This window comes from Candidatus Cardinium hertigii, from assembly GCF_050864855.1.
GTDB classification, from domain to species: Bacteria; Bacteroidota; Bacteroidia; order Cytophagales; family Amoebophilaceae; genus Cardinium; species Cardinium hertigii_C.
The window spans coordinates 59,288-79,943 of record NZ_JBOZWW010000056.1; the positions used below are offsets into that span (position 1 = coordinate 59,288).

Annotated in this window: 17 protein-coding genes, 3 tRNA genes and 1 pseudogene; 11 read left to right on the top strand and 10 right to left on the bottom strand. The window is 37.3% G+C overall.

Features of this window, described 5'->3' with window-relative positions; translation table 11 throughout:
* The first annotated feature begins 64 nt into the window (after positions 1-64).
* The 7 genes from ACRRVB_RS03170 to ACRRVB_RS03200 all read left to right on the top strand — a co-directional run bounded on the left by ACRRVB_RS03170 (position 65) and on the right by ACRRVB_RS03200 (position 4,630).
* Positions 65-730 carry an L-threonylcarbamoyladenylate synthase gene (locus tag ACRRVB_RS03170; protein WP_432466536.1) on the top strand — a complete coding sequence of 222 codons (666 nt, stop codon included), beginning with the start codon at positions 65-67 and terminating at the stop codon, positions 728-730.
* A gap of 128 nt (positions 731-858) precedes the next feature.
* A tRNA-Leu gene (locus ACRRVB_RS03175) sits at positions 859-940 on the top strand.
* A gap of 72 nt (positions 941-1,012) precedes the next feature.
* Positions 1,013-1,087: transfer RNA gene (locus ACRRVB_RS03180), tRNA-Val, on the top strand.
* Between the two features lie 197 nt (positions 1,088-1,284).
* Positions 1,285-1,986, top strand: a complete 702-nt coding sequence (locus tag ACRRVB_RS03185; RefSeq protein ID WP_432466568.1) for a M23 family metallopeptidase — start codon at positions 1,285-1,287, stop codon at positions 1,984-1,986.
* 4 nt (positions 1,987-1,990) lie between these two features.
* A complete protein-coding gene (locus ACRRVB_RS03190; RefSeq protein ID WP_432466537.1) occupies positions 1,991-2,470 on the top strand; it encodes a bactofilin family protein in 480 nt (159 codons plus the stop codon).
* An 8-nt stretch (positions 2,471-2,478) separates the two neighbouring features.
* On the top strand, positions 2,479-3,687 hold the full coding sequence (gene fabV, locus ACRRVB_RS03195) for an enoyl-ACP reductase FabV (protein ID WP_432466538.1): 1,209 nt from the start codon (positions 2,479-2,481) through the stop codon (positions 3,685-3,687).
* Positions 3,688-4,174: 487 nt separating this feature from the next.
* Positions 4,175-4,630, top strand: a complete 456-nt coding sequence (locus ACRRVB_RS03200) for a YcgN family cysteine cluster protein (protein ID WP_432466539.1) — start codon at positions 4,175-4,177, stop codon at positions 4,628-4,630.
* Between the two features lie 149 nt (positions 4,631-4,779).
* Here ACRRVB_RS03200 and ACRRVB_RS03205 read toward each other — a convergent pair whose 3' ends face one another.
* The 7 genes from ACRRVB_RS03205 to pssA all read right to left on the bottom strand — a co-directional run bounded on the left by ACRRVB_RS03205 (position 4,780) and on the right by pssA (position 10,382).
* Positions 4,780-6,270: a lipopolysaccharide biosynthesis protein gene (locus tag ACRRVB_RS03205; protein WP_432466540.1), complete on the bottom strand. Its 1,491-nt coding sequence runs from the start codon at positions 6,268-6,270 to the stop codon at positions 4,780-4,782.
* Between the two features lie 128 nt (positions 6,271-6,398).
* Complete coding sequence (gene obgE, locus ACRRVB_RS03210; RefSeq protein WP_432466541.1) at positions 6,399-7,403, bottom strand: GTPase ObgE; 1,005 nt, start codon at positions 7,401-7,403, stop codon at positions 6,399-6,401.
* A gap of 5 nt (positions 7,404-7,408) precedes the next feature.
* Complete coding sequence (locus tag ACRRVB_RS03215) at positions 7,409-7,987, bottom strand: adenylate kinase (RefSeq protein ID WP_432466542.1); 579 nt, start codon at positions 7,985-7,987, stop codon at positions 7,409-7,411.
* A 151-nt stretch (positions 7,988-8,138) separates the two neighbouring features.
* Complete coding sequence (locus ACRRVB_RS03220) at positions 8,139-8,429, bottom strand: hypothetical protein (RefSeq protein WP_432466543.1); 291 nt, start codon at positions 8,427-8,429, stop codon at positions 8,139-8,141.
* Between the two features lie 18 nt (positions 8,430-8,447).
* Positions 8,448-8,591, bottom strand: a complete 144-nt coding sequence (locus ACRRVB_RS03225; RefSeq protein ID WP_432466544.1) for a hypothetical protein — start codon at positions 8,589-8,591, stop codon at positions 8,448-8,450.
* Positions 8,592-8,673: 82 nt separating this feature from the next.
* On the bottom strand, positions 8,674-9,666 hold the full coding sequence (trpS, locus tag ACRRVB_RS03230) for a tryptophan--tRNA ligase (RefSeq protein WP_432466545.1): 993 nt from the start codon (positions 9,664-9,666) through the stop codon (positions 8,674-8,676).
* A gap of 29 nt (positions 9,667-9,695) precedes the next feature.
* Entirely contained in the window at positions 9,696-10,382 is a 687-nt protein-coding gene (pssA, locus tag ACRRVB_RS03235; RefSeq protein ID WP_432466546.1) for a CDP-diacylglycerol--serine O-phosphatidyltransferase, read from the bottom strand.
* A gap of 336 nt (positions 10,383-10,718) precedes the next feature.
* Here pssA and ACRRVB_RS03240 point away from each other — a divergent pair.
* Together ACRRVB_RS03240 and secA are read left to right on the top strand one after the other, a co-directional pair.
* Positions 10,719-10,791, top strand: a tRNA-Phe gene (locus tag ACRRVB_RS03240).
* Positions 10,792-10,998: 207 nt separating this feature from the next.
* The gene (gene secA, locus ACRRVB_RS03245; RefSeq protein WP_432466547.1) at positions 10,999-14,121 is read left to right on the top strand and encodes a preprotein translocase subunit SecA; all 3,123 of its coding nucleotides are present in this window, start codon (positions 10,999-11,001) and stop codon (positions 14,119-14,121) included.
* A gap of 274 nt (positions 14,122-14,395) precedes the next feature.
* On the opposite strand, the pseudogene ACRRVB_RS03250 reads toward secA, so the two are convergent.
* Positions 14,396-14,905: pseudogene (locus tag ACRRVB_RS03250) on the bottom strand (ankyrin repeat domain-containing protein); the annotation flags it as partial.
* A 92-nt stretch (positions 14,906-14,997) separates the two neighbouring features.
* Here ACRRVB_RS03250 and ACRRVB_RS03255 point away from each other — a divergent pair.
* Positions 14,998-15,761 (top strand): IS5 family transposase gene (locus ACRRVB_RS03255; protein WP_432466339.1). Its coding sequence is split into 2 segments (ribosomal slippage): positions 14,998-15,370 and positions 15,370-15,761, totalling 765 coding nucleotides; the frame shifts between segments, so codons are not numbered across the junction.
* Here the strand turns inward: ACRRVB_RS03255 and ACRRVB_RS03260 are convergent.
* Together ACRRVB_RS03260 and recA are read right to left on the bottom strand one after the other, a co-directional pair.
* A complete protein-coding gene (locus ACRRVB_RS03260; protein ID WP_432466548.1) occupies positions 15,748-16,755 on the bottom strand; it encodes an ankyrin repeat domain-containing protein in 1,008 nt (335 codons plus the stop codon). The two genes, ACRRVB_RS03255 and ACRRVB_RS03260, sit on opposite strands and share 14 nt — an antisense overlap.
* Before the next feature lie 249 nt (positions 16,756-17,004).
* Positions 17,005-18,015 carry a recombinase RecA gene (recA, locus tag ACRRVB_RS03265; RefSeq protein ID WP_432466549.1) on the bottom strand — a complete coding sequence of 337 codons (1,011 nt, stop codon included), beginning with the start codon at positions 18,013-18,015 and terminating at the stop codon, positions 17,005-17,007.
* 259 nt (positions 18,016-18,274) lie between these two features.
* Here recA and ACRRVB_RS03270 point away from each other — a divergent pair, with 259 nt between their 5' ends.
* Positions 18,275-20,602: a BamA/TamA family outer membrane protein gene (locus tag ACRRVB_RS03270; protein WP_432466550.1), complete on the top strand. Its 2,328-nt coding sequence runs from the start codon at positions 18,275-18,277 to the stop codon at positions 20,600-20,602.
* The last annotated feature ends 54 nt before the right edge of the window (positions 20,603-20,656 follow it).

Below are 20,656 nucleotides of genomic sequence, written 5' to 3' on the forward strand. Positions count from 1 at the left end.
ATTTGTTTGTAAAATGTAACCGCCAGATGGCTGACTAGATACTTTATAGTCTATTATTATTTTGATGACCTTACTTGTATCTTTAACGACTCAAACAAATCAAGCGCTGCCATCGGCTGCTGCATGGCGATCTGCTGTCGAATATGCTGCAGCCTTATTACATAGAGGAGGCATCATTGCCCTACCCACCGATACGGTTTATGGATTGGCTTGCTTGGCGCAAAATAAGCAAGCGTTAAGAAAATTGTTTCAAATCAAAGAACGTACAAACGACAAGCCGATTGCGCTTTGTATAGGAGCTATTCAAGAGATCACTAAATATGGTAAAGTAGACCTAAAGATTATACCTTTACTAAATAGTTTACTTCCTGGACCGGTTACGCTGCTTTTTGAAGCATGGCCAATGGATAAAGAAGGAATCGCTAACAGTCATTTAGTAGCCATTCGTATGCCAGATCACCCGTTTATCCTACAAGTTGCCCAACTTTGTAACGGAGCGATTGCCTTAACCAGTGCCAATAAAAGTAGAGCGCCGAGTTGTCTAAAGGTGGAAGAATTTAAGCCACTTTGGTGTGATTTAGATGCAGTTTTTGATGAAGGTAAATTGGGTACCATAGATCCGATGAGATTAGGTTCTACTATTATAGACCTCTCCATTGAAGGATCTTTTAAAATTGTAAGAAATGGATGTGCATTGAATGATGTAAAAAAGATTCTATCCATCTTTTAGCCATTTAACGATAATGGCCATCCAGTAGCCCGACGCATTTAGGCAATATTTGGCAAATATCTTTTTATATACTAAATTAGTTTAGTTTATCTGGTTGCCAGCTGTAATGTACAAAATAGCTATTTTTTGCGCATGTGGTGAAATAGGTATACACGCCATCTTGAGGGGGTGGTGCTTTCGGGCGTGGGGGTTCGAGTCCCCCTTTGCGCACAAAAAATTAAAATTAGCCGGGTAAAGCCTAACCCTTCACGGGTTCCAATCTGCTTTTGCAGGCGTCATTAGGGGTGGTTAGCTCAGATGGTTTAGAGCATTCCGTTGACATCGGAAAGGTCGTTGGTTCAAATCCAATGCCACCCACAACAGGTAAAATATGCCAGGTAACTGCTATTTCGATTGAAAAAGATCCTTTCTAAGTGCTAAATATTTAAATAAATTGACCATTGCGTACCCAGAAAAGATTTCTAGATTATTTCGAAAATAAATATCAACTTATTATTCGAAATGTTGAAAATTTTGCGGAGTATATAACGCCTTCTTTCAGCTATGTAACCTTGATGACAATATTTTTATCTTGGTTATGTATAAGTTTTGGTCTGAGCCTATGGCTGGCTAAAACTGTTTTAGCTAGGTGGATGAACCCCATCTATATAGAAACAGAAAATCAAAAAAAAATACTTTCCTTAGCGACTACCGTAGAAGCCTTAGAGCAACAGATTACTGCTCAAACTAAATTTATTGCGACCCTCCAAAAAATCATTCAAGGAACCTCTAAATCTTCACTTCCTTCGTCATCTCTTACTACTATTCCAGAATCAATAGAAGAAGACGCTAAAGTGGCTTCATCGGTAGCCATATCTACCAACCAAGAAAATACTATTCAGAGTAGGTCTTTTTTATTGTTTCCTCCTATTAATGGAATGATTACAAAACCATTTCATAAAGCAGGTAACCATTATGGCGTTGATATTGTCGCAAAAGAAAAAGATCCTATTAAAGCCATATCAACTGGTATGGTGATTTTTTCCGATTGGTCCGTGGATACCGGATGGGTGATTGTCATTCAGCATTACAATAACGTTGTTTCAATCTGTAAGCATTGTGCCATTTTATTTAAAAAAGTTGGTAACTTGGTTAAAGCAGGTGATGTAGTGGCGCTTATGGGTAATTCTGGAGAAATCTCCACAGGGCCCCATCTACATTTTGAGCTTTGGAACGAAGGTGTTGCATTAAATCCAGAAGACTATATTAATACCTAAAAAAATGTTTAATAACAAAATAAAACAGACAAACCCTGTAACGATTAGTAACATTATAGGGCAAGGTTCGCATTTAGAAGGAAATATACACACTACAGGTAATTTGCGCATAGAGGGTAAGGTAACGGGTGGTATCAAGGCAAAAGCAAAAGTCGTTTTGAGCCATACCGCTCAGATAGAAGGCAACATTGTAGCACAAAATGCTGAAATCGGTGGGGAGGTAAAAGGAAGCATAGAAGTTATAGAATTACTTGTACTCAAATCAACTGCAATGGTATGGGGCGATATCATTACTAGCAAACTAGTGTTTGAAGAAGGGGCTTGTTTTGATGGAAAATGTAAAATGGGCAAGGAGCATAAGGTTTCCCCTCTGGCCGCTGCTACTGAAGCGAGTCTATCTCCTAAAGCTAAAACAGTTGAATATATCCGCAACCACCCAGAAAAGTTAAAATCACCTAACCCTTCTAATCCATCTATAAAATAGATATACATATGCATATAGCGCCAAAAATACGAGGATACATATGCACTACGGCTCATCCAGCAGGTTGTATCCAAAATGTAAAGCAACAAATCCAATATGTATCCAATCAGCCTTCAATTGCATCAGGTCCTAAAAAAGTATTAATTATAGGTGCCTCTACGGGTTATGGGTTAGCGAGTAGGATAGTAGCAGCGTTTGGTGCCAAAGCGCAAACTATAGGTGTTTTTCTTGAGCGAGCAGCTGATGACAAGCGTACTGCCTCTGCTGGTTGGTACCATACAGCGGCTTTTGAACAAGCTGCACACCAAGCGGGAATTTATGCTAAAAGTATTAATGGTGATGCTTTTTCAGATGCCATAAAACAAGAAACCATTGCTTTAATCAAAAAGGATTGGGGTGGTGCGGTAGATTTGGTAATCTATAGTCTAGCATCTCCACGTCGTACCCATCCCCAAACGGGTGTATCTTTTAAATCGTGTTTAAAACCTATCGGGGAGCCTTATCGCAACCAAACGATGGATATGATAAGTGGCCGTCTCTCAGATGTTTGCATTGAGCCTGCAACGCCCAAAGAAGTAGCAGATACGGTTGCTGTAATGGGAGGTGAAGACTGGATGATGTGGATAGAAGCTTTATTAGCGGAAAAGTTATTGGCTAAAGGCGTACAAACAATGGCTTATTCTTACATAGGTCCTAAGCTAACCGATCGAATGTATTCAAAAGGAACGATCGGAATGGCAAAAAAAGATTTGGTAGCAACGGGCAAAATACTACAACATCGGCTTCGTCCTATAGATGGACAGGCTGTCATTGCTGTAAATAAAGCAGTGGTCACACAAGCGAGTGCAGCTATACCAGTGGTACCGCTTTATATTTCATTGGTCTACAAGATTATGAAAGAAAAACAACTACACGAGGGGTGTATAGAACAAATGTACAGGTTATATGCAGATCGCTTGTATAGAACAGATCGAAAAATATTGGTAGATGCGCAAGGGCTGATTCGTATAGATGATTGGGAAATGCGGGAAGATGTGCAACAAGCGGTTGCTGCACTTTGGTCAAAGGTAGACGAAGGAAATCTAGCCACTGTTACGGATTGGGTAGGATGCCGCCATGAATTTCATAAGCTATTCGGTTTTGAAGTAGAAGGGGTTGATTACAGCCTACCTCAGGTGGCAGCGCTTCCCATACCTTCTTTAAATCTACCTATATAAATTTTGAGAATTGTAAAGGAAAGCTAGGTGGGTGTCTATGTATGCTATCCACGTTTGTTGCTACTTAAGACCAAAAAAGCCATTGCCTACTGCATCGACAACCTCTATACCATTTTTTCCTGCTGCCTGAATATTTTTTAACGTGCCTTTTAGATTTATTTTACTGATTTACAACACACTAAATAAGTTATTTTACTGGGAGGTTACTAAAAAAAGAAGTATTTTAGTTCTCATTATTAAGTATTTTATAATATAACAACCTGATAAACAATATATTGTATATAAATATATTGTTTATACAACTGTTTATAAATAATTTGATTAAATATATTTTATAATTGATTATAAAGTTAAAAAATATTCTAATGCAGCGCTCACGTTAATTTACATAAAAGTTTTCTTTAATAACTGTGCATAGATCAATTTTTATTAAATTTTTTATATCTTATTAACAATTAATATTCAAGTTAGTTTTATACTACATATAATGCATACAACCAATGAAAAAGACCAATTTTGGCTTAGTACGCCATTAGAGCAAATGACTCCAGCACAATGGGAATCCTTATGTGATGGATGTGGTAAATGTTGTTTGCTTAAAATAAAAGAAGCAGAAACGCAGCAGGTCCGTACTACAAAGATTTGTTGTCGGCTACTTAATACCCGCACTTGCCAATGTTCCAACTACCAAGAACGGTTTCGTTATGTAGATGATTGTATCAAGCTAAATCCTACAAATGTAAAGACCATTACTTGGCTACCCAAAAGTTGTGCCTATCGCCTTGTTAAAGAAAAAAAACCATTACCTGATTGGCATCCTTTAATGACCAAAGATCTACAATCTACCATCAAAAGTGGCCATTCGGTTAAAAGCTTTGTAGTACATCCGGCATTGGTCAATAAGCCAATGGCAAATTATTTATTAGAAGAAAGCATCCACTAATAATAGCAAAAAAATATATTTGTTTTGCTAATAAAGAGCCAAAATAAAATAGAAAAAATGTAAAATGTACATAAATGTACTGATTGCACATTTATACATAATATAGCATTGCGCTAAGATACGATACAGGACTCCTTTTTTTTATAGTCCTATGTTTTAAGCTTGGTAGACTTTTTCCATACGACGATTAAAATAAAAAAAAAGGCTAAAATCGCTATATGGAGACATATATAGGCCCATCCTATCCCTAAAAAAGCTAACTTGGTACGCCACAAAGGAATTTTTCGAAATACTAAAAAGGTAAATAACAGTATTAAGAATCCCTGTTTGGGATAGGGTATTGGATAACATCTTTGGCCCATATAATACCCCAGTAAACCCATAGCCACTGCACCACTGATGGAGGCATATACACAGCCCCAATGGCCAAATCTTGGTATCAGCAGAAAGGCAGTAAGTCCAATCACTAAACTGCCCCATGCACTGATCCAAGTATTGTATTGGGTATGATTACTTAATTTAAAAGCAGTACTCAAGTTGTAATAAATACCTAAAATAATATGCACAAATGCTAAGTAGGGTACCGTGTCAATGGTATGACGATACCTTGCATTTGGAATGAGGATTTTTGCAATCCAATCTACATTTATACTCAGCAATAATAGACAAAAGCAGGATACTAGTATAAATACATACATCGTTTGGCTATATAACCTTGGTGCCTCTTTTCGATCTGAATTGGCAAAAAAGAATGGTTCTGCAGCATATTTAAAAGCTTGAATCCCTAGTGCAATACATACGGTTAGCTTACAAGAGGCACCAAAGTTACCTAATATTTCCTCTTTTGTATGGATAGTGTAAAAATTACTGGGAACTAATTTTCGAAAACATAAGACTGGTAATGTTTCATTAATCCTAAAAAATAGAATGGTAAAAAAAGAAGTTGCGGCATAGCGACCTATCATTTGCATGGTATGACGATGCCAAACCCAATAAAATCCTTTAAATTGACCGAATAAAAGGGCTAAAGCAGTTGTGCTAGACAATACATTTGCTATAAACACAGCATCTAGTTCATTTAAACTTACCTGTCCACTACCTATCCAATAGGCTATACGGGTTAAAGATATAGGACAATAAAGTAATATAAAAGAAAAAATAATATGAGCAAAAGCTTGCAAAAATTTTACCAACAAAAATTTAAAAGTCTTTTTTTCTACACGTAGCCTCGCCAAGGGAATCATCAGCAGCGTATCTAGTATAAGTATCCCAGTCATATAATAGAAATACCGTATATGGACTAAGTGATTGGTTAGCTTTGCAATTTGTGGTATAAGTAGAATCAGTAAGATTGAAAAAATAAAAGTGGTAGCAAATAATATGGTTATAATTGCATTAAAAGTATAAGATTTGCCTAATCTATGTACAAACCTAAAATAGGTTACATCCATGGCTAAATCATAGATGACATGACCCAAGGCAATGTAACTACCATAAAACTCTGTAACAATGCTGTAGCCACTTGGGGTTAGTAAATTGGTTTGAAGTAGTAACACCAAATAAGAACATCCGCGGACAATAATATTGCTTATGCTATAGATAATGGTTTCTTTACCTAGTGTTTTTACCGTGTGATGCATCGTAGCGGTTAGATATGTTTGCCTAGTGAATAGTCTCCTTTGTTTGAGTCGATTGCAGTTGCGTTGCATCAGAAGCTATCATGCCATAAAGCCGAAATCCTGCATAATGCATCTAAAAATTTTGTTGACTATTGTACCGCTGATATAGAAAGTTTCTCCCAGATTAGGTCTTTAAGATGGATGATTCCCTCCCCCGTAGCAGCGGAAATAAAACAGCATGTGATTCCCTTAGGCAAGTTTTGCAACAAAACTTTACGTGCTGCTTGGCTTAGTAAGTCTATTTTTGACACAACCAATAACCTTGGTTTATCTAATAATAAAGAATTATGCGCTTCCAGTTCGCTCAGCAACATTTTATAACCACTATTGATAGAATGAGATTCTGTGCTGACCATAAATAGTAAAACTGCATTACGCTCAATATGGCGTAGAAAACGGGTGCCTAGTCCCCTGCCCGCAGCTGCACCCTCTATAATCCCTGGAATATCTGCCATGACAAAAGATTGGTGGTCTCGGTAAGCCACCACACCAAGATTGGGTACTAAAGTAGTAAAGGGATAGCTATCAATGCGGGGCTTAGCTGCTGATACAACCGAAAGCAAGGTAGACTTACCTGCATTTGGTAGACCTACTAGACCTACATCGGCCAATAATTTTAATTCCAATATCATCCAGCTTTCCATACCTGCTGTTCCTGGATAAGCTATACGAGGTGTTTGATGGGTAGGGGTTTTGAAACGGGTATTGCCCCAACCACCTTTTCCCCCTTGCATTAAGATATATTTTTTTTTGTCCTCTAGCACTTCCAAAAATATCTCTTCATTATCTGCGCTTTTGGCTACTGTTCCCAACGGAACATCTATGATTACATCTTTTCCACTTGCGCCAGTTTTACAGCTATCGCCACCTACTTCCCCATTGGCAGCAATGATATGTTTTCGATATTTAAGATGAAGCAAAGTACCATATTGTTTCGCACCACGTAAAATGATATGCCCGCCTCTGCCACCATCTCCTCCATCTGGTCCGCCTTTTGGAACAAACTTAGCACGTATAAAATGGATTAATCCCGCTCCCCCTTTTCCAGCGCGTAGGTAAAGCTTTACATGATCAATAAAATTGGGTGATGACATGGTTGTTATAGCTTTAGCCGATCTATAATGGTTTCAATAGCTTTAGTCACTTCGTCTATAGATTGCGTGCCATCTACACGATATAATTTGTTTTGGTCTTGGTAATAGTTCAGGATAGGAAGCGTCTCCTGTTGGTATATGTGCATGCGTGCTTTGATTTTATGATCATCCTGGTCATCAGACCTTGCTTCAATGGTTGCCCGCTGTCTAAGCCTTTTTAGTAAGTACACGCTGGGTACATCTAAAAAAATTACGCCATCTATTTTAGCATGGTATGATACCAAACAATTATCTAAGAAGGTTGCCTGTACAATCGTTCTTGGAAAACCATCAAATAATAAGGATGCATTAGAAGGTTTTGCTTCTAGAAGTTCTCTTACAATTTGAAAAGATAGATCATCTGGTACCAATTGACCACTATTAATATATTCCTCAATGCATGCTTTATTGGCTCTATTTTCTGCTATTTGTTGGCGCAACAAAGCGCCTAAAGCGATCGATATAAAGCCATATTTTTGAATCATTCTTTCAGCTTGTGTGCCCTTTCCAGACCCAGGAGGGCCCACTAGAATAATATTTAACATAAATAGATAACAATGGATTTTAAAATCTGAAATTTAATATAAAATTAAGAATAATGGTACGTAGTGCTTGAAACTTCTACAGATAAAAAGGTTAGATAAACCAATTTAAAGGGCAAGTATCTATAAACTGAGACCGTTATGGATAATCTATCTATCTATTAAAACTATCCTCTATACTAGATTTGTAATATAGAAAAGAACGGTTAATAGATAATAATTTACACTGTCTTGCCTTAGGTAAATGAGCAAGCTTGGATTCTACAAGACCTTTTTTACTTAATAAGTCCAAGCTCTTTAGCTTTCCCACTGCCCAATCTCTTTCAACTCTATTTTTAGCTAATGCCTTAGCTAAAGCATCATTTTCATCTTTAAGATGACTTATTTCATCTTTGTATACACGAACAACTTTGGATGGATCAAAGGCCAAAGAGGTATTTTCCATAAACTGATGTTTCCAATTTTAAAGTGTTTTGGTAGTTACTCCATACTTGGACGATAACTCTACTAACGTTAATGCTTCTTTCAATAAATCTAAAACTATTTTAGTCTTCTCTACTGAACTAAATTTTCTAACCTTTTTTTCTTCCCATTTGATAAAATCCATTTTGAAACAATAAAATTATTAAAATAGGAAACAATTTAAGTCATTCTTTGTCCAGTTTTTTCGCTCCACTATACCCGATCGACTACCTAAATTTAATACGCATTGCTTCTCGTACCATTTCCATGGTTTTTTTTGCCAATTGAGCTGCTTTTGCAGTACCATGATGTAGTATTTCTTTTACCATTTTATCATTTAAACAATTTCTTTTTTCTCTGATTGGTGCCAAAAAAAGTTGTAAACTATCGTTTAAGATATTTTTAATGACTACGTCGCCTAGTCCTCCGCGTCTGTAGTGCGCTTTTAAGGAGGCAATAGCTTCTTGGTCACTATGAAAAGCATCTAGATAAGCAAATACAACATTGCCTTCTACACGACCAGGATGGCTCGCTTTAATATGATTAGGATCTGTATACATTTGAAAGACCTTTTGTTTGATCACTTCTGGTGAATCGGAGAGCGCAATGGCATTTCCCAATGATTTACTGCACTTGGATTTGCCATCTATACCTACTAACCTAGATGTTTTACTTAAAACTGCTTTACATTCTTTTAAAACTTTGGTACCATAGATTCTATTAAAGCGTCTAACGATTTCATTGGTCTGTTCAATCATAGGCAACTGATCATCTCCAACAGGTACCCATTCTGCTTGAAACAGCGTAATGTCTGCCGCTTGACTAATCGGATAACAGAGAAAGCCTAGTGGCATCGCTTCACGGTATCCTTTTTGGTGCATTTCATGTTTTACAGTGGGGTTTTTGCTTAATCTGTTCAAGGTAACAAGATTTAAGTAATAGATCGTTAATTCTGCAATTTCTGGTATGCGCGATTGAATGAAAATAGTTGTTTGGTTGGGATCAATCCCAACACTTAAGTAATCTTTTACAACTTCAATAATATGTTTGGTAATTTTTTCTGGATGATCAAAATGGTCTGTTAAAGCTTGTAGATCTGCCACTAAGATGTACTGGTCGTATGCATGTTGCAATTGAACTCTGTTCTGTAGGGAGCCTATATAATGACCTAAGTGCAGCTTGCCAGTTGGCCTATCACCGGTTAAAATTTTTTGTTTCATACTTTGGATACACGTAATGGAAGAGCGCTTTATCCAATTTTGGCCTTATATAAGCCATGTAATATATATAACCAAAGGCTACAAAAAAGTCCTTCAATATGCATGGTAACGGTTAATATTGTACATACTACAATGAATACATAGCGCGCTCGATTCGCTTGAAAAGAAAATCCTTGAAATTTTAAAGCTATAAATGGAATATTGGCAACCAATAGATAAGAAAGTAGTATCGTTAATAAAGGCAATACCATGGGCTGGGTTAAACCATTCACCAAAAAGGGATAAAGGGGACGCTGTATCATTATAGGCAATATAGCTATTAGCATGGCATTAGCGGGTGTAGGAAGCCCTATAAATTGACCTACTTGTCTGGGATCTACATTAAACTTAGCTAGACGAAGCGCAGAAAAGATAATGATTAACAAAGCGCAATAAGGACGGTATGGACAGGTTTCGTACGTTTTAATCAACATATAGCAGATTGCCCCAGGCAGCATGCCAAAAGTAATAAGATCTGCCAATGTATCTAATTGCTTACCAAAGGACGATTGCGCACGTAGTAGTTTGGCAGCAAAACCATCTAGAAAATCAAAAAAAGCGCCTACAAAGATACTGGAAGCAGCATATATCAAATGGCCGTTTAGCGCCAATAAGGTACCTATTGCACCACTGCTTAGGTTTAAAAGCGATAAGCAATTGGGAATATGTTTTTTCATATTTGAATGCATTTAAATAAAGCATCAGGTAATGTTTAATGCGCGATGTTCCTTGTAAATATCATCTATTTTTCTCATAATCTCAAGATTAATCCAAAAGAAGATATTTGCTAAGAACTGACTTCTCTAATTTTGAATCGTTTAACTCCCTTACCCCATACTTGTACGGTAACGGGCTTGAGGCCCTTCGTTTAACCTAATACAAATTAAATACAAGCAGCTAAAATTAATATTTTTTGTCCTAATGCTGCAATCCAGTACATTTTTTTATGTTCAATCCTCTTGTGTAAACATGATAAAATAAGTAACTTGCTACCCTTGTAAAATAACTAGTTTGGTGATGTAGCTCAGTCGGTAGAGCATCGGACTGAAAATCCGTGGGTCGGAGGTTCGAGTCCTCTCATCACCACTTTATTTCTTACATCTAAGCCTAGCGCTAATTTCTAAGCCTGTTGGGCTTTAGTAAGCTACAGCCCTTTTTCGATCCACTTGTCTGCTTAGGATAATGTGGATGGTGCATAAAATAAGTATTAGCTTACTTTTGATGTCATTTTGCTTTAGTATGGCACCAATTTTTATGATCCCTAGTTTTGTAGCCTGACTCACTCATACCAAGATGCTCAATCAACTTTTTACCAGTATTTTTACTTCAAAAAAAGAAAAACAATTCCGTTTTTATAATCAAAAAGTACAAGAAATCAACCAAATTTATGAATTATTGCAGTCCCTTTCCCATGATGCATTACGGGAAAAAGTTACAGCGATTCGTCAAGAGATAACTGCCTATTTACAGCCTATTAGGTCTGAAATGGAACAACTCAATCAATCAGCGGATGAACCATTGACCGATGCTTTGGCTATAGCTAACACAAAAATAGACCAATATAAACGGTTAGAGCAATTAAAAAAGCAATACAAAGCAGCGTTGGCAACGATTTTAGATCAAGTATTGGCACCTGTTTTTGCCATTGTAAAAGAAACTGCGCGCCGTTTTAGGGATCATAGCGCCTTAACCGTGTCGCTGCATCCCCATGATCAAGCTATTGCTACCAGTAAGTCTTATGTGACCATAGAGGGCGATAAAGCCATTTGGCACAATCAATGGCAGGTAAGTGGCCATAGAGTTGTTTGGGAAATGGTACACTATGATGTCCAATTGATAGGCGGAATGGTTTTACACCAAGGGAAAATAGCTGAAATGGCTACAGGAGAGGGTAAGACTTTGATTACGACCTTAGCCGCCTTTTTAAATGCATTAAGTCATCAAGGCGTTCATGTGGTTACCGTCAATGATTACTTGGCCAAAAGAGATGCCGAATGGATGGCACCTATTTTTGAATTTCATGGTTTTACAGTAGATTGTATAGATAACCATATGGCCTATTCCACCGGACGGCAACGTGCCTATCAGGCAGATATTATATTTGGTACCAATAATGAATTTGGCTTTGACTACCTTAGGGATAATATGGTAACAGATGCCAGCGATTTGGTACAGCGTGCACACTATTTTGCTATTGTAGATGAAGTTGATTCTGTACTTATTGATGACGCTAGAACACCGCTTATTATTTCAGGTCCTGTAGAAGAGAGTGATGAGCACATTTATAAAGAGTTGGCGCCTAAGATTGCACAATTGTATAGACTACAAAAGCAACTAGTAATTAATTTTCTACAAGAAGCCAAGCAAAAAATAAAAGAAGGCCATATAGAAGCAGGAGGGCTAGCCCTTTTTCGTGCCTACAGAGGCTTACCTAGATATAAACCTTTAATTAAATTCCTTAGTGAAAAAGGTATCCGTCAGGTCTTAGATAAGATAGAGTCTTACTACATACAAGAAAATGCTAAGATGATGCCTCAAGCGGACGAACCTCTTTTCTTTTCCATTGATGAAAGAAGCAACAATGTTGAAATTACTGAAAAAGGATTGTCTTATTTAACAGAGGAAGAAAAAGATGCTTCTTTTTTTATCTTACCAGATGTAGCAGCCCATATTGCAACTATTGAGAACGACACTAGCTTAACCCATGAGGAAAGCATTGCGCAGCGTTCTTATTTTCAACAAACCTATAAGGTAAAAGCACAACGTATTCATGCCTTGCATCAATTGTTAAAAGCCTATTCTTTATTTGAGAAAGATGTGGCCTATATTGTAGCCAAAGGGAAAGTAAAAATTGTAGATGAGCAAACCGGTCGGGTATTAGAGGGTCGTAGATATTCAGATGGTCTACATCAAGCTTTAGAAGCAAAAGAGGGGGTTCATATTGAAAAACCTTCTCAAACCTATGCCTCTATTACCCTTCAAAGCTACTTCCATATGTATGATAAGCTAGCCGGTATGACGGGTACAGCTGAGACAGATTCAGAAGAATTTTGGGATATTTATGGTCTTGCGGTAGTACCTATTCCAACCCATAGGCCATTGTTACGAGAAGACAGGGAAGATAAAATTTACAAAACAGCACGAGAAAAATTTAATGCCATCATTGAAGAAATTGTCCTCTTATCTACCCAAGGAAGGCCAGTTTTAGTGGGTACTACTTCAGTAGAAATATCTGAATTAGTAAGTAGAATGCTTGCTTTGCGCAAAATCCCCCATCAAATTTTAAATGCAAAACATCATCAAAAAGAAGCAGAAATAGTGGCGCAAGCCGGTATGGCGGGTACGGTTACGATTGCTACCAATATGGCAGGTCGTGGTACCGATATTAAATTGACCCAACCTTCAAAAGCAGCCGGTGGGTTGGCTATTATTGGTACAGAACGTCATGAGTCCAGACGTGTGGATAGACAGTTGCGTGGCCGTTCTGGACGACAAGGCGATCCAGGTTCTTCTCAATTTTTTCTTTCCTTAGAGGATAATTTAATGCGTCTCTTTGGTTCTGATAGAATTGCCGCTATAATGGATAGAATTGGTTTAGAAGAGGGAGAAGTTATTCAGCATAGCATGGTAAGTAGGTCTATCGAAAGGGCACAAAAAAAAGTAGAACAGAACAACTTTGCCATGCGCAAACGTTTGTTAGAGTATGACCGTGAAATGGGCACCCATCGTAATGCCGTCTACCAGAAACGGACCCATGCCTTATTAGGAGAAGGCGTTGAAGTGGATATTATGAATATGCTCTACGATACGGTAACCAATATTATAGAGCATGAAAATAGTAAGTTAGAGGCAAGTGCTCTAAATCCTATTTTTTTCGCTGTATTTGGCATTTTAGATGCTTTTTCAACATCATTTTTTGTAGGTAAGAAAAAAGAAGCCCTTATAGAGGATATCTATCAGCGGTTCATAACCCTATATTACGAACGCATGACTACATTGCGAGAAGGGCTGTTTTCCTATTTTAAGCAGTCCATTGTAGGCAGTAATTATAACTTGGAAGCTCCTTTTTTTGACGGTAAAATGTATATTAATGCTACAGTTGATCCTGTTACTTTTATGGCTTCTCGTGGAAGAAAATTGGTTAAAAATTTAGAATGTATGGTTGTGCTGCATGTAATTGATCAACATTGGAAAAGTCATTTGCGCACTATGGACGATTTAAAACAATCGGTGCAAAATGCCGTTTATGAGCGGCAAGATCCTATTATAACCTTTAAGTTTGAAGCTTACCATTTATTTAGAAAATTTATGGCTACGGTCAGTCAAGAAATTATTGCTTTCTTATTTCATGCTCCGCTTTATGTACAGTTGCCATTAAAGAATGTTATGGACGACCCATCAGCTAAAAAAGAATAGATATAAAAATAGGGTGCTGTTGCATCTGTAGTTGCTTGGGTATAGAGCGGCTATCTTTTGCCTGAAATTTTTAATGTTCTGGAGCCATTGGGTTACCAATGTTCTTCATCCATAACATCTTTTGATGTCCCTTAACCCGTTGTTAATCAAGCGTAAATTGAAACTGTAAAACCACCCAGTGGTGGCTTTACAGTTGGTAGCAAAGTTAACCATTTTGTACGCATAGCCTCTTTTCGTATCAACATGAGTCCTATGTTAGCTGCTTAACCCGCTATTACAGGCTCCTTTGTTCCAATAATTCGACAATAGCTGTTGCACCATATTCTTTTGCATAGATCAAAGCAGTCTTGCCTTGGTTATCCGCTATATTGAGATCTGCCTTATGCTCTATCAATAATTTGGCAAATTGTTTGCTATTATAGATTGCTGCATGGATTAAAGCAGTTTTGCCTTCGTTATCTTTTGCATTCAGATCTGCCCCTTTCTCTGTCAATAGATTAAAAGCATTTGTTCTGTTGTATTTTGCTGCATAGATCAAAGCAGTCTTGCCCTCGTTATCTTTTGCATTCGGATCTGCCCCTTTCTCTAGCAGCAATTGGAAAATATCTTTTGTATTAGTAGACTTTGCTGCATGTATCAAAGGAGTTGTTCCGTTGTTATTTTGTACCTTTACATCTGCCCCTCCGTTTAGTAATACCTTGACATTATCTATTTTATGATGTCCTATTGCATACCATAAAGCAGTTGAGCCATCTTTTTTATCTTTTGCGTTGGCATTTGCCCCTTTTTCTAGATAGTGTCGTCATGAAATATTTTGTATATTTGTTTTGTAGTTCATATTATATTTTTAGATCATAACATCAATTATATTTATAGATGTCTAAATGGATTCACCGTCATGATATTTCAGACAAAGTATGGTCTATTTTATCACCTCTACTTCCAGGTCAACAAGGAGGTTGGGGAGCTGTTGCCAAAGATAATAGACTGTTTATTAATGCAGTATTTTGGATTTTACGTACAGGATCTCCTTGGCGTGATCTTCCATCGAGCTATGGAGATTGGAAAAACACTCATCGTAGATTTTCTCGCTGGAGAGATAATGGTATATGGGAGAGGATCTTAGAAAAACTGATTAATAATACTGATTTTAAATGGCTTATGATTGATGCTACTTATATTAAAGTACATATACATGGAACGGGTGCAAAAGGAGGCAACCAATCTATGAGTCGAACAAAAGGGGGCTTAATACGAAGCTACATTTGGCCGTGGATGCGTCTGGTATGCCGATCAGAGCTATTATCACAGAAGGTACCAGAGCTGATTGTAGCCAATCTCCATATCTTATTGAGGGGATAACTCCAAAGCATTTGTTGGCAGACCGTGCCTATGATACCGATAAAATCATTAAATATACTATAGAAAAAGGTATTGTTCCTGTTATCCCTTCCAAGAAAAACAGAAAAACAAAACGTTATTTTGACAAGAATTTATATAAATTCCGACATCTTATTGAGAATATGTTTCTCAAAATTAAGCAATGGAGAGGAATCTCCACTAGGTATGCAAAGAACACAGCATCCTTCTTGGCAGCTGTCCAAATTAGATGTATCCATTTATGGGCTAACTTTTTATGACGACACTATCTAGCAATAACTGACAAGCATTCGCTATATTATTTGCTGCTGCTTCCATTAAAGGAGTTTGTCCCCACAAATTGACTATATTTACATTTGCACCTTTATTGAGCAACAATGGGTAGACAGTTGTACGGTTCTTGCGCATCCCATACATCAAAGCTGTATATCCTTGGTTATTTTGTATATCTAAACCTGAATCTTTTTTTATCAATAAATCAGCTATATTTTCATTGTCTGCCAGTGTTGCATAGATCAAAGCAGTATTTCCTGCTTTATCCTGTATATCCAGATTTAGATGGTTCTTTAACAACATTTCGACAATCTCTGTTCTATTTTTATTTACTGCATAGATCAAAGTAGTATTTCCTTGTTTATCTTGTATATCCAAATTTGGATGGTTTTTTAACAATACTTCAGCAATCTCTGTTCTATTTTTATTTACTGCATACATTAAAGCGGTCAGGCCGTTGTTATCTTGTTCATTCAGATCTGCATCGGCCTGTATTAACCCTTCAACATCTGCTATAGTACCATTTACAGATGCCTCCATTAGACGTGTCACCCCGTATGGCCCTTTTCTATTTATAGTGTCAGTGTCGCTCTCAGCTGTATGAGATGGCTGTAGCGTTGATGGATTGGTTGATGGTGCATCCGTAGCATTGCTGTCACTCAATTCAGTTGTGGTCGGCGATAGGGTTGTGGTTGATAAGTCTGGGCCTATAGTTGTCAAGTTAGTGCCATTGAACCCAGTAGTATTGGGAGGTGCTGTGCTTGTACCCGCAAGATTGTATCCCACTACACCAGCACCTAAAAGTGCAGCTGTACCTATTGCTGCTCCATAAAGGTATGCTTTTGGGTTTCTATTATAGGCCCTTTTTGCGTCACCTAAAGTAGGTCGATGCATAGGTTGCTTGGTCTGTACACAAGCAGACCAAGTGTTTAAGCTTAACAGCCCGATGCATAGGCCTACCTTACTGTTTATCTTCTTCATAGAAATGATATTTAAAGTATTAAAAACATATTACCAACAATAAGCAAAGTGCTTTCAACAGAATAAAATCGCTCCATATTATGGCTCTCTGCTTAAAAAATTAAGACAAAAAGAAACCTTAGATAAAGATTAGCGGTAGGTTAGACCGAAGTATCTTCTTGCCCCTTATAGTTTATACTTAGTAAAAAATAAATACAATTCCAAATGACCCAACTGCCTTGGTAGACCTATACAACGCTTTATATTTTACTAGCTCTTGTTCATAGCTTGGGCTATTTTTGCTTTAATATTTGCTTCTATCTTGTTAAAAAGTTCTGGATGGCTATTTAAGAGCTCTTTGCTGGCCTCTCTTCCTTGGGCGAGCTTATGCTCTTCATAGGAAAACCAAGAGCCAGCTTTCTTCACTATACCCAATTCTACACCAATATCAATAAGCTCGCCAACTTTAGAAATCCCTTCTCCATAGACAATATCAAACTCAACCACTCGAAAAGGAGGAGCTACCTTGTTTTTTACAATTTTGACCCGGGTGCGTTTCCCTGATACTGTTCCATCACTCTCCTTTAGTGAGGTTATACTACGAATATCCAGACGAACAGAGGCATAAAATTTTAATGCATTCCCACCTGTAGTGGTTTCTGGGTTACCAAATAGCACACCAATTTTTTCCCTAAGTTGATTGATAAAAATGCAAGCACATCCTGTTTTATTAATCGTTCCGGTAAGTTTGCGCAAGGCTTGTGACATCAAACGTGCCTGTAATCCCATTTTGCTATCACCCATGTCTCCCTCTAGTTCACTACGTGGCACTAGTGCTGCTACAGAATCAACTACTAAGATGTCTATGCTACCAGAACGAATCAGATGTTCGGCTATTTCTAGCGCTTGTTCCCCATCATCTGGTTGGGCGATAAGCAAATTTTCGGTATCTATACCCAAACGCTCCGCATAGCTTTTATCAAAAGCATGTTCGGCATCAATAAATGCAGCTAACCCACCTTTTTTTTGTGCCTCTGCAATACAGTGTAAAGAAAGTGTCGTTTTTCCAGAAGATTCTGGTCCATAAATTTCAATAATTCTTCCACGTGGTATGCCACCTACGCCTAGCGCTAGGTCTAAACCCAGAGAGCCTGTCGAAATGACCGGAATATCTACCACATGATTGTCACTTAACCGCATAACTGCTCCCCGGCCATATGTTTTTTCTAACTTATCAATGGTGATTTGTAACGCCTTTAATTTTTCTGTATTATCCGTCATAGTCTAAGTTTAAAAAAATAAAAATTTCCTAAATTTTTTAGTAGCTTAATGGTATGTGTATCAACAACGCCATCTGCAGTTAAGGCAATAATAGATGATCAATAGGATGTAGTCGTCAAGTAAGCCAATTGATCCTTAAACATACTACATTTATTTGACATGGCATCATGATAGCAGTACTTTGTATCGAAGCTATAAATATTGTATTACATCTTGTACCTTTAGTAGATCGTCAAATTTTCATTCTAAATATAACGCGTTGAAAACCTATTGCTTAGACAAGCAAAAGCTGATTATACAATTTATTTCATACCTATTGCTATCTATTTATGCAAGCTTTTTGCATGCATCTGTTGGTAAATCTTTGCCCATTAAAGAAGTAATTGTAGGCGTCAATCATATGCATAAAAAGGCATTGCAAAAGCATTCTATTTACCACCCCCACACTACTTTTTTAGCCATGCCCATTAAAAAATGGCTGTATCAGTGGGGCAATCACCATTTTAATCTTGAAAAGATAAAAAACGAGCGTGTAGCTATTGAAGCAACCTATGGCTACCGAATCCGTAAAGCCGCCAATGAAAAAGAAAAAATTAAACTTATGGCCAAACGGGATAAAGCTATTAAACGAAAACAAAATCTAGCAGCCAATGGGAACCGCCTCATGCGTATGGGTGAAAAACCTTTATACTATGACCCAATCTATGTGCACCATAATGAAAAAATATTTTTAAACTATATGAATTCCAAAGGCTATTTAGATGCGGAGATTATTACTAAAACTGATTTGCAAAAATCAAATATACGTGTCACTTATTACATAAAGCCAAAAAATTTATATAAAATTATTGCAACAAGGTTACAAGCAAATGATCAAGCAATCTGCACCCTATTGGCCAACCATAGTAGTGAAAGTTTGATTAAAATAGGCGATCCTTATGCTTATCAAAATTTTGTCAATGAGCAAGAACGTATTGTAAACCTATTGTCAGATAATGGTTATTTTGAATTTAATGAACAATATGTGCACTTTATAGCTCACCAATCAGAAAGTGACCATACCATAGCGGTAACTACTGTAGTAGATCTCCCTCATCCTAAAATGGTCTACCATACAACAAAAATAGGACGTATTGTAGTCGATCTAACTACCCAAAAGGATCACGCTTCAAGTACAATGCGTCTGCTAACCAAAGTATGTCAAGGTCTTTATTTTTTGGTCCCATCAGATGGATATCCCTTAGATGACATAGCGGCTAAAATACCCCTTCGACCTGGCGATTTGTACAACAAAAGTAAAATTTTAGAAACCTATGAGCGGCTCCATCGCATTGCTACCTTTGGGTCTATTGCTATTTTACCCAAAATAGAAGCGGATCGGTTGGTCGTTTACATTCATGCCAAGCCTGATGAACGCATAAGATTCCAAACAGAAATTGCCGGAGAATGCGTCAACCTCAATCTTAAAAAACTCCATCCTGCTATCAAATTAAATCCCATTATAAGGCGGGTTGGAGGGCTAGGTATACTGCAGATAGAGGCCAGTGTTGCGCGAAGAGAGGAGTTTGTGGCCCAAACATCTTACCAGAATATTGCCTACGGATTGCGTGGTAAATTTACTACGCCACGCTTTATACTTTTTTTATCAAGAAAAACCAATTTAATGTTGGAAAAACTTAATCCAAGCACCACTATGGCTATCGATTATAGTTTTACTGAAAATCGTGTTTACAGTAGCAAAAAAATAGATGCAGCATTACATTATGATTGGTATAGTAAACATATCTTATACCAATGCGCTCCTTTTAAAGTGACATTTGACAATCCTAAAGTTCTAGATCAGTCAAAAGTAAACCAACCGCATACAAAATTACCATCTTTTTTCACTAGCATAGGATGCATACTTACCATACGAGCGGCCACGCCTGCGTTGTATTTCAATCCCTTGGTCAGCTATAGATGGATGGTTTCAATCGCTATAGAGCATGGAGGGCTCTATGAACATCTTTTTCTAGTGAAGAAAATTTTACCTAAGGAGATTCAACTGTATAAGTATCTTAAGATTGATATAGGTTATCGACATGCTTTTCACCTTACAGCCTATACAACACTGGTTTACCAAACTAAATTAGGTGCTGTTAAGGGATACAAAGCAACTGATAAAGTCCCTCTAGACAAACAATATACAATAGGAGGATATGGTAGCGTGCGCGCTTGGGATAGAGGAATGGTTGGACCTGGTCTGTATGAAAGCAAAAAAGATAAAAAAGAAGCACAAAAAGGTAATTTGCTTTTACTGGGTAATATAGAACTACGTCAAAAGTTGATTGGCTATTTAGAGGGGGCGCTTTTCCTAGATATAGGCAATACTTGGAAGCTAGAAAAAGATGCGCCATTAAAAATGAAATTTAATTTTCATAAATTTTACAAAGCTTTTGCAGTAGGAGGTGGTTTTGGATTAAGATTAAATTTGTACAATACTTTTGTACTTTGTGGAGATCTAGCATTCCCATTATATAGACCTTCTGGAAGCAAACTACAGAAGCTACAACCCATTTTTAATGTAAATATTGGCTATCCTTTTTAAGATTGTCATATACTTGTTACACGACATAAAATAACGTACACTATACATTTTTAA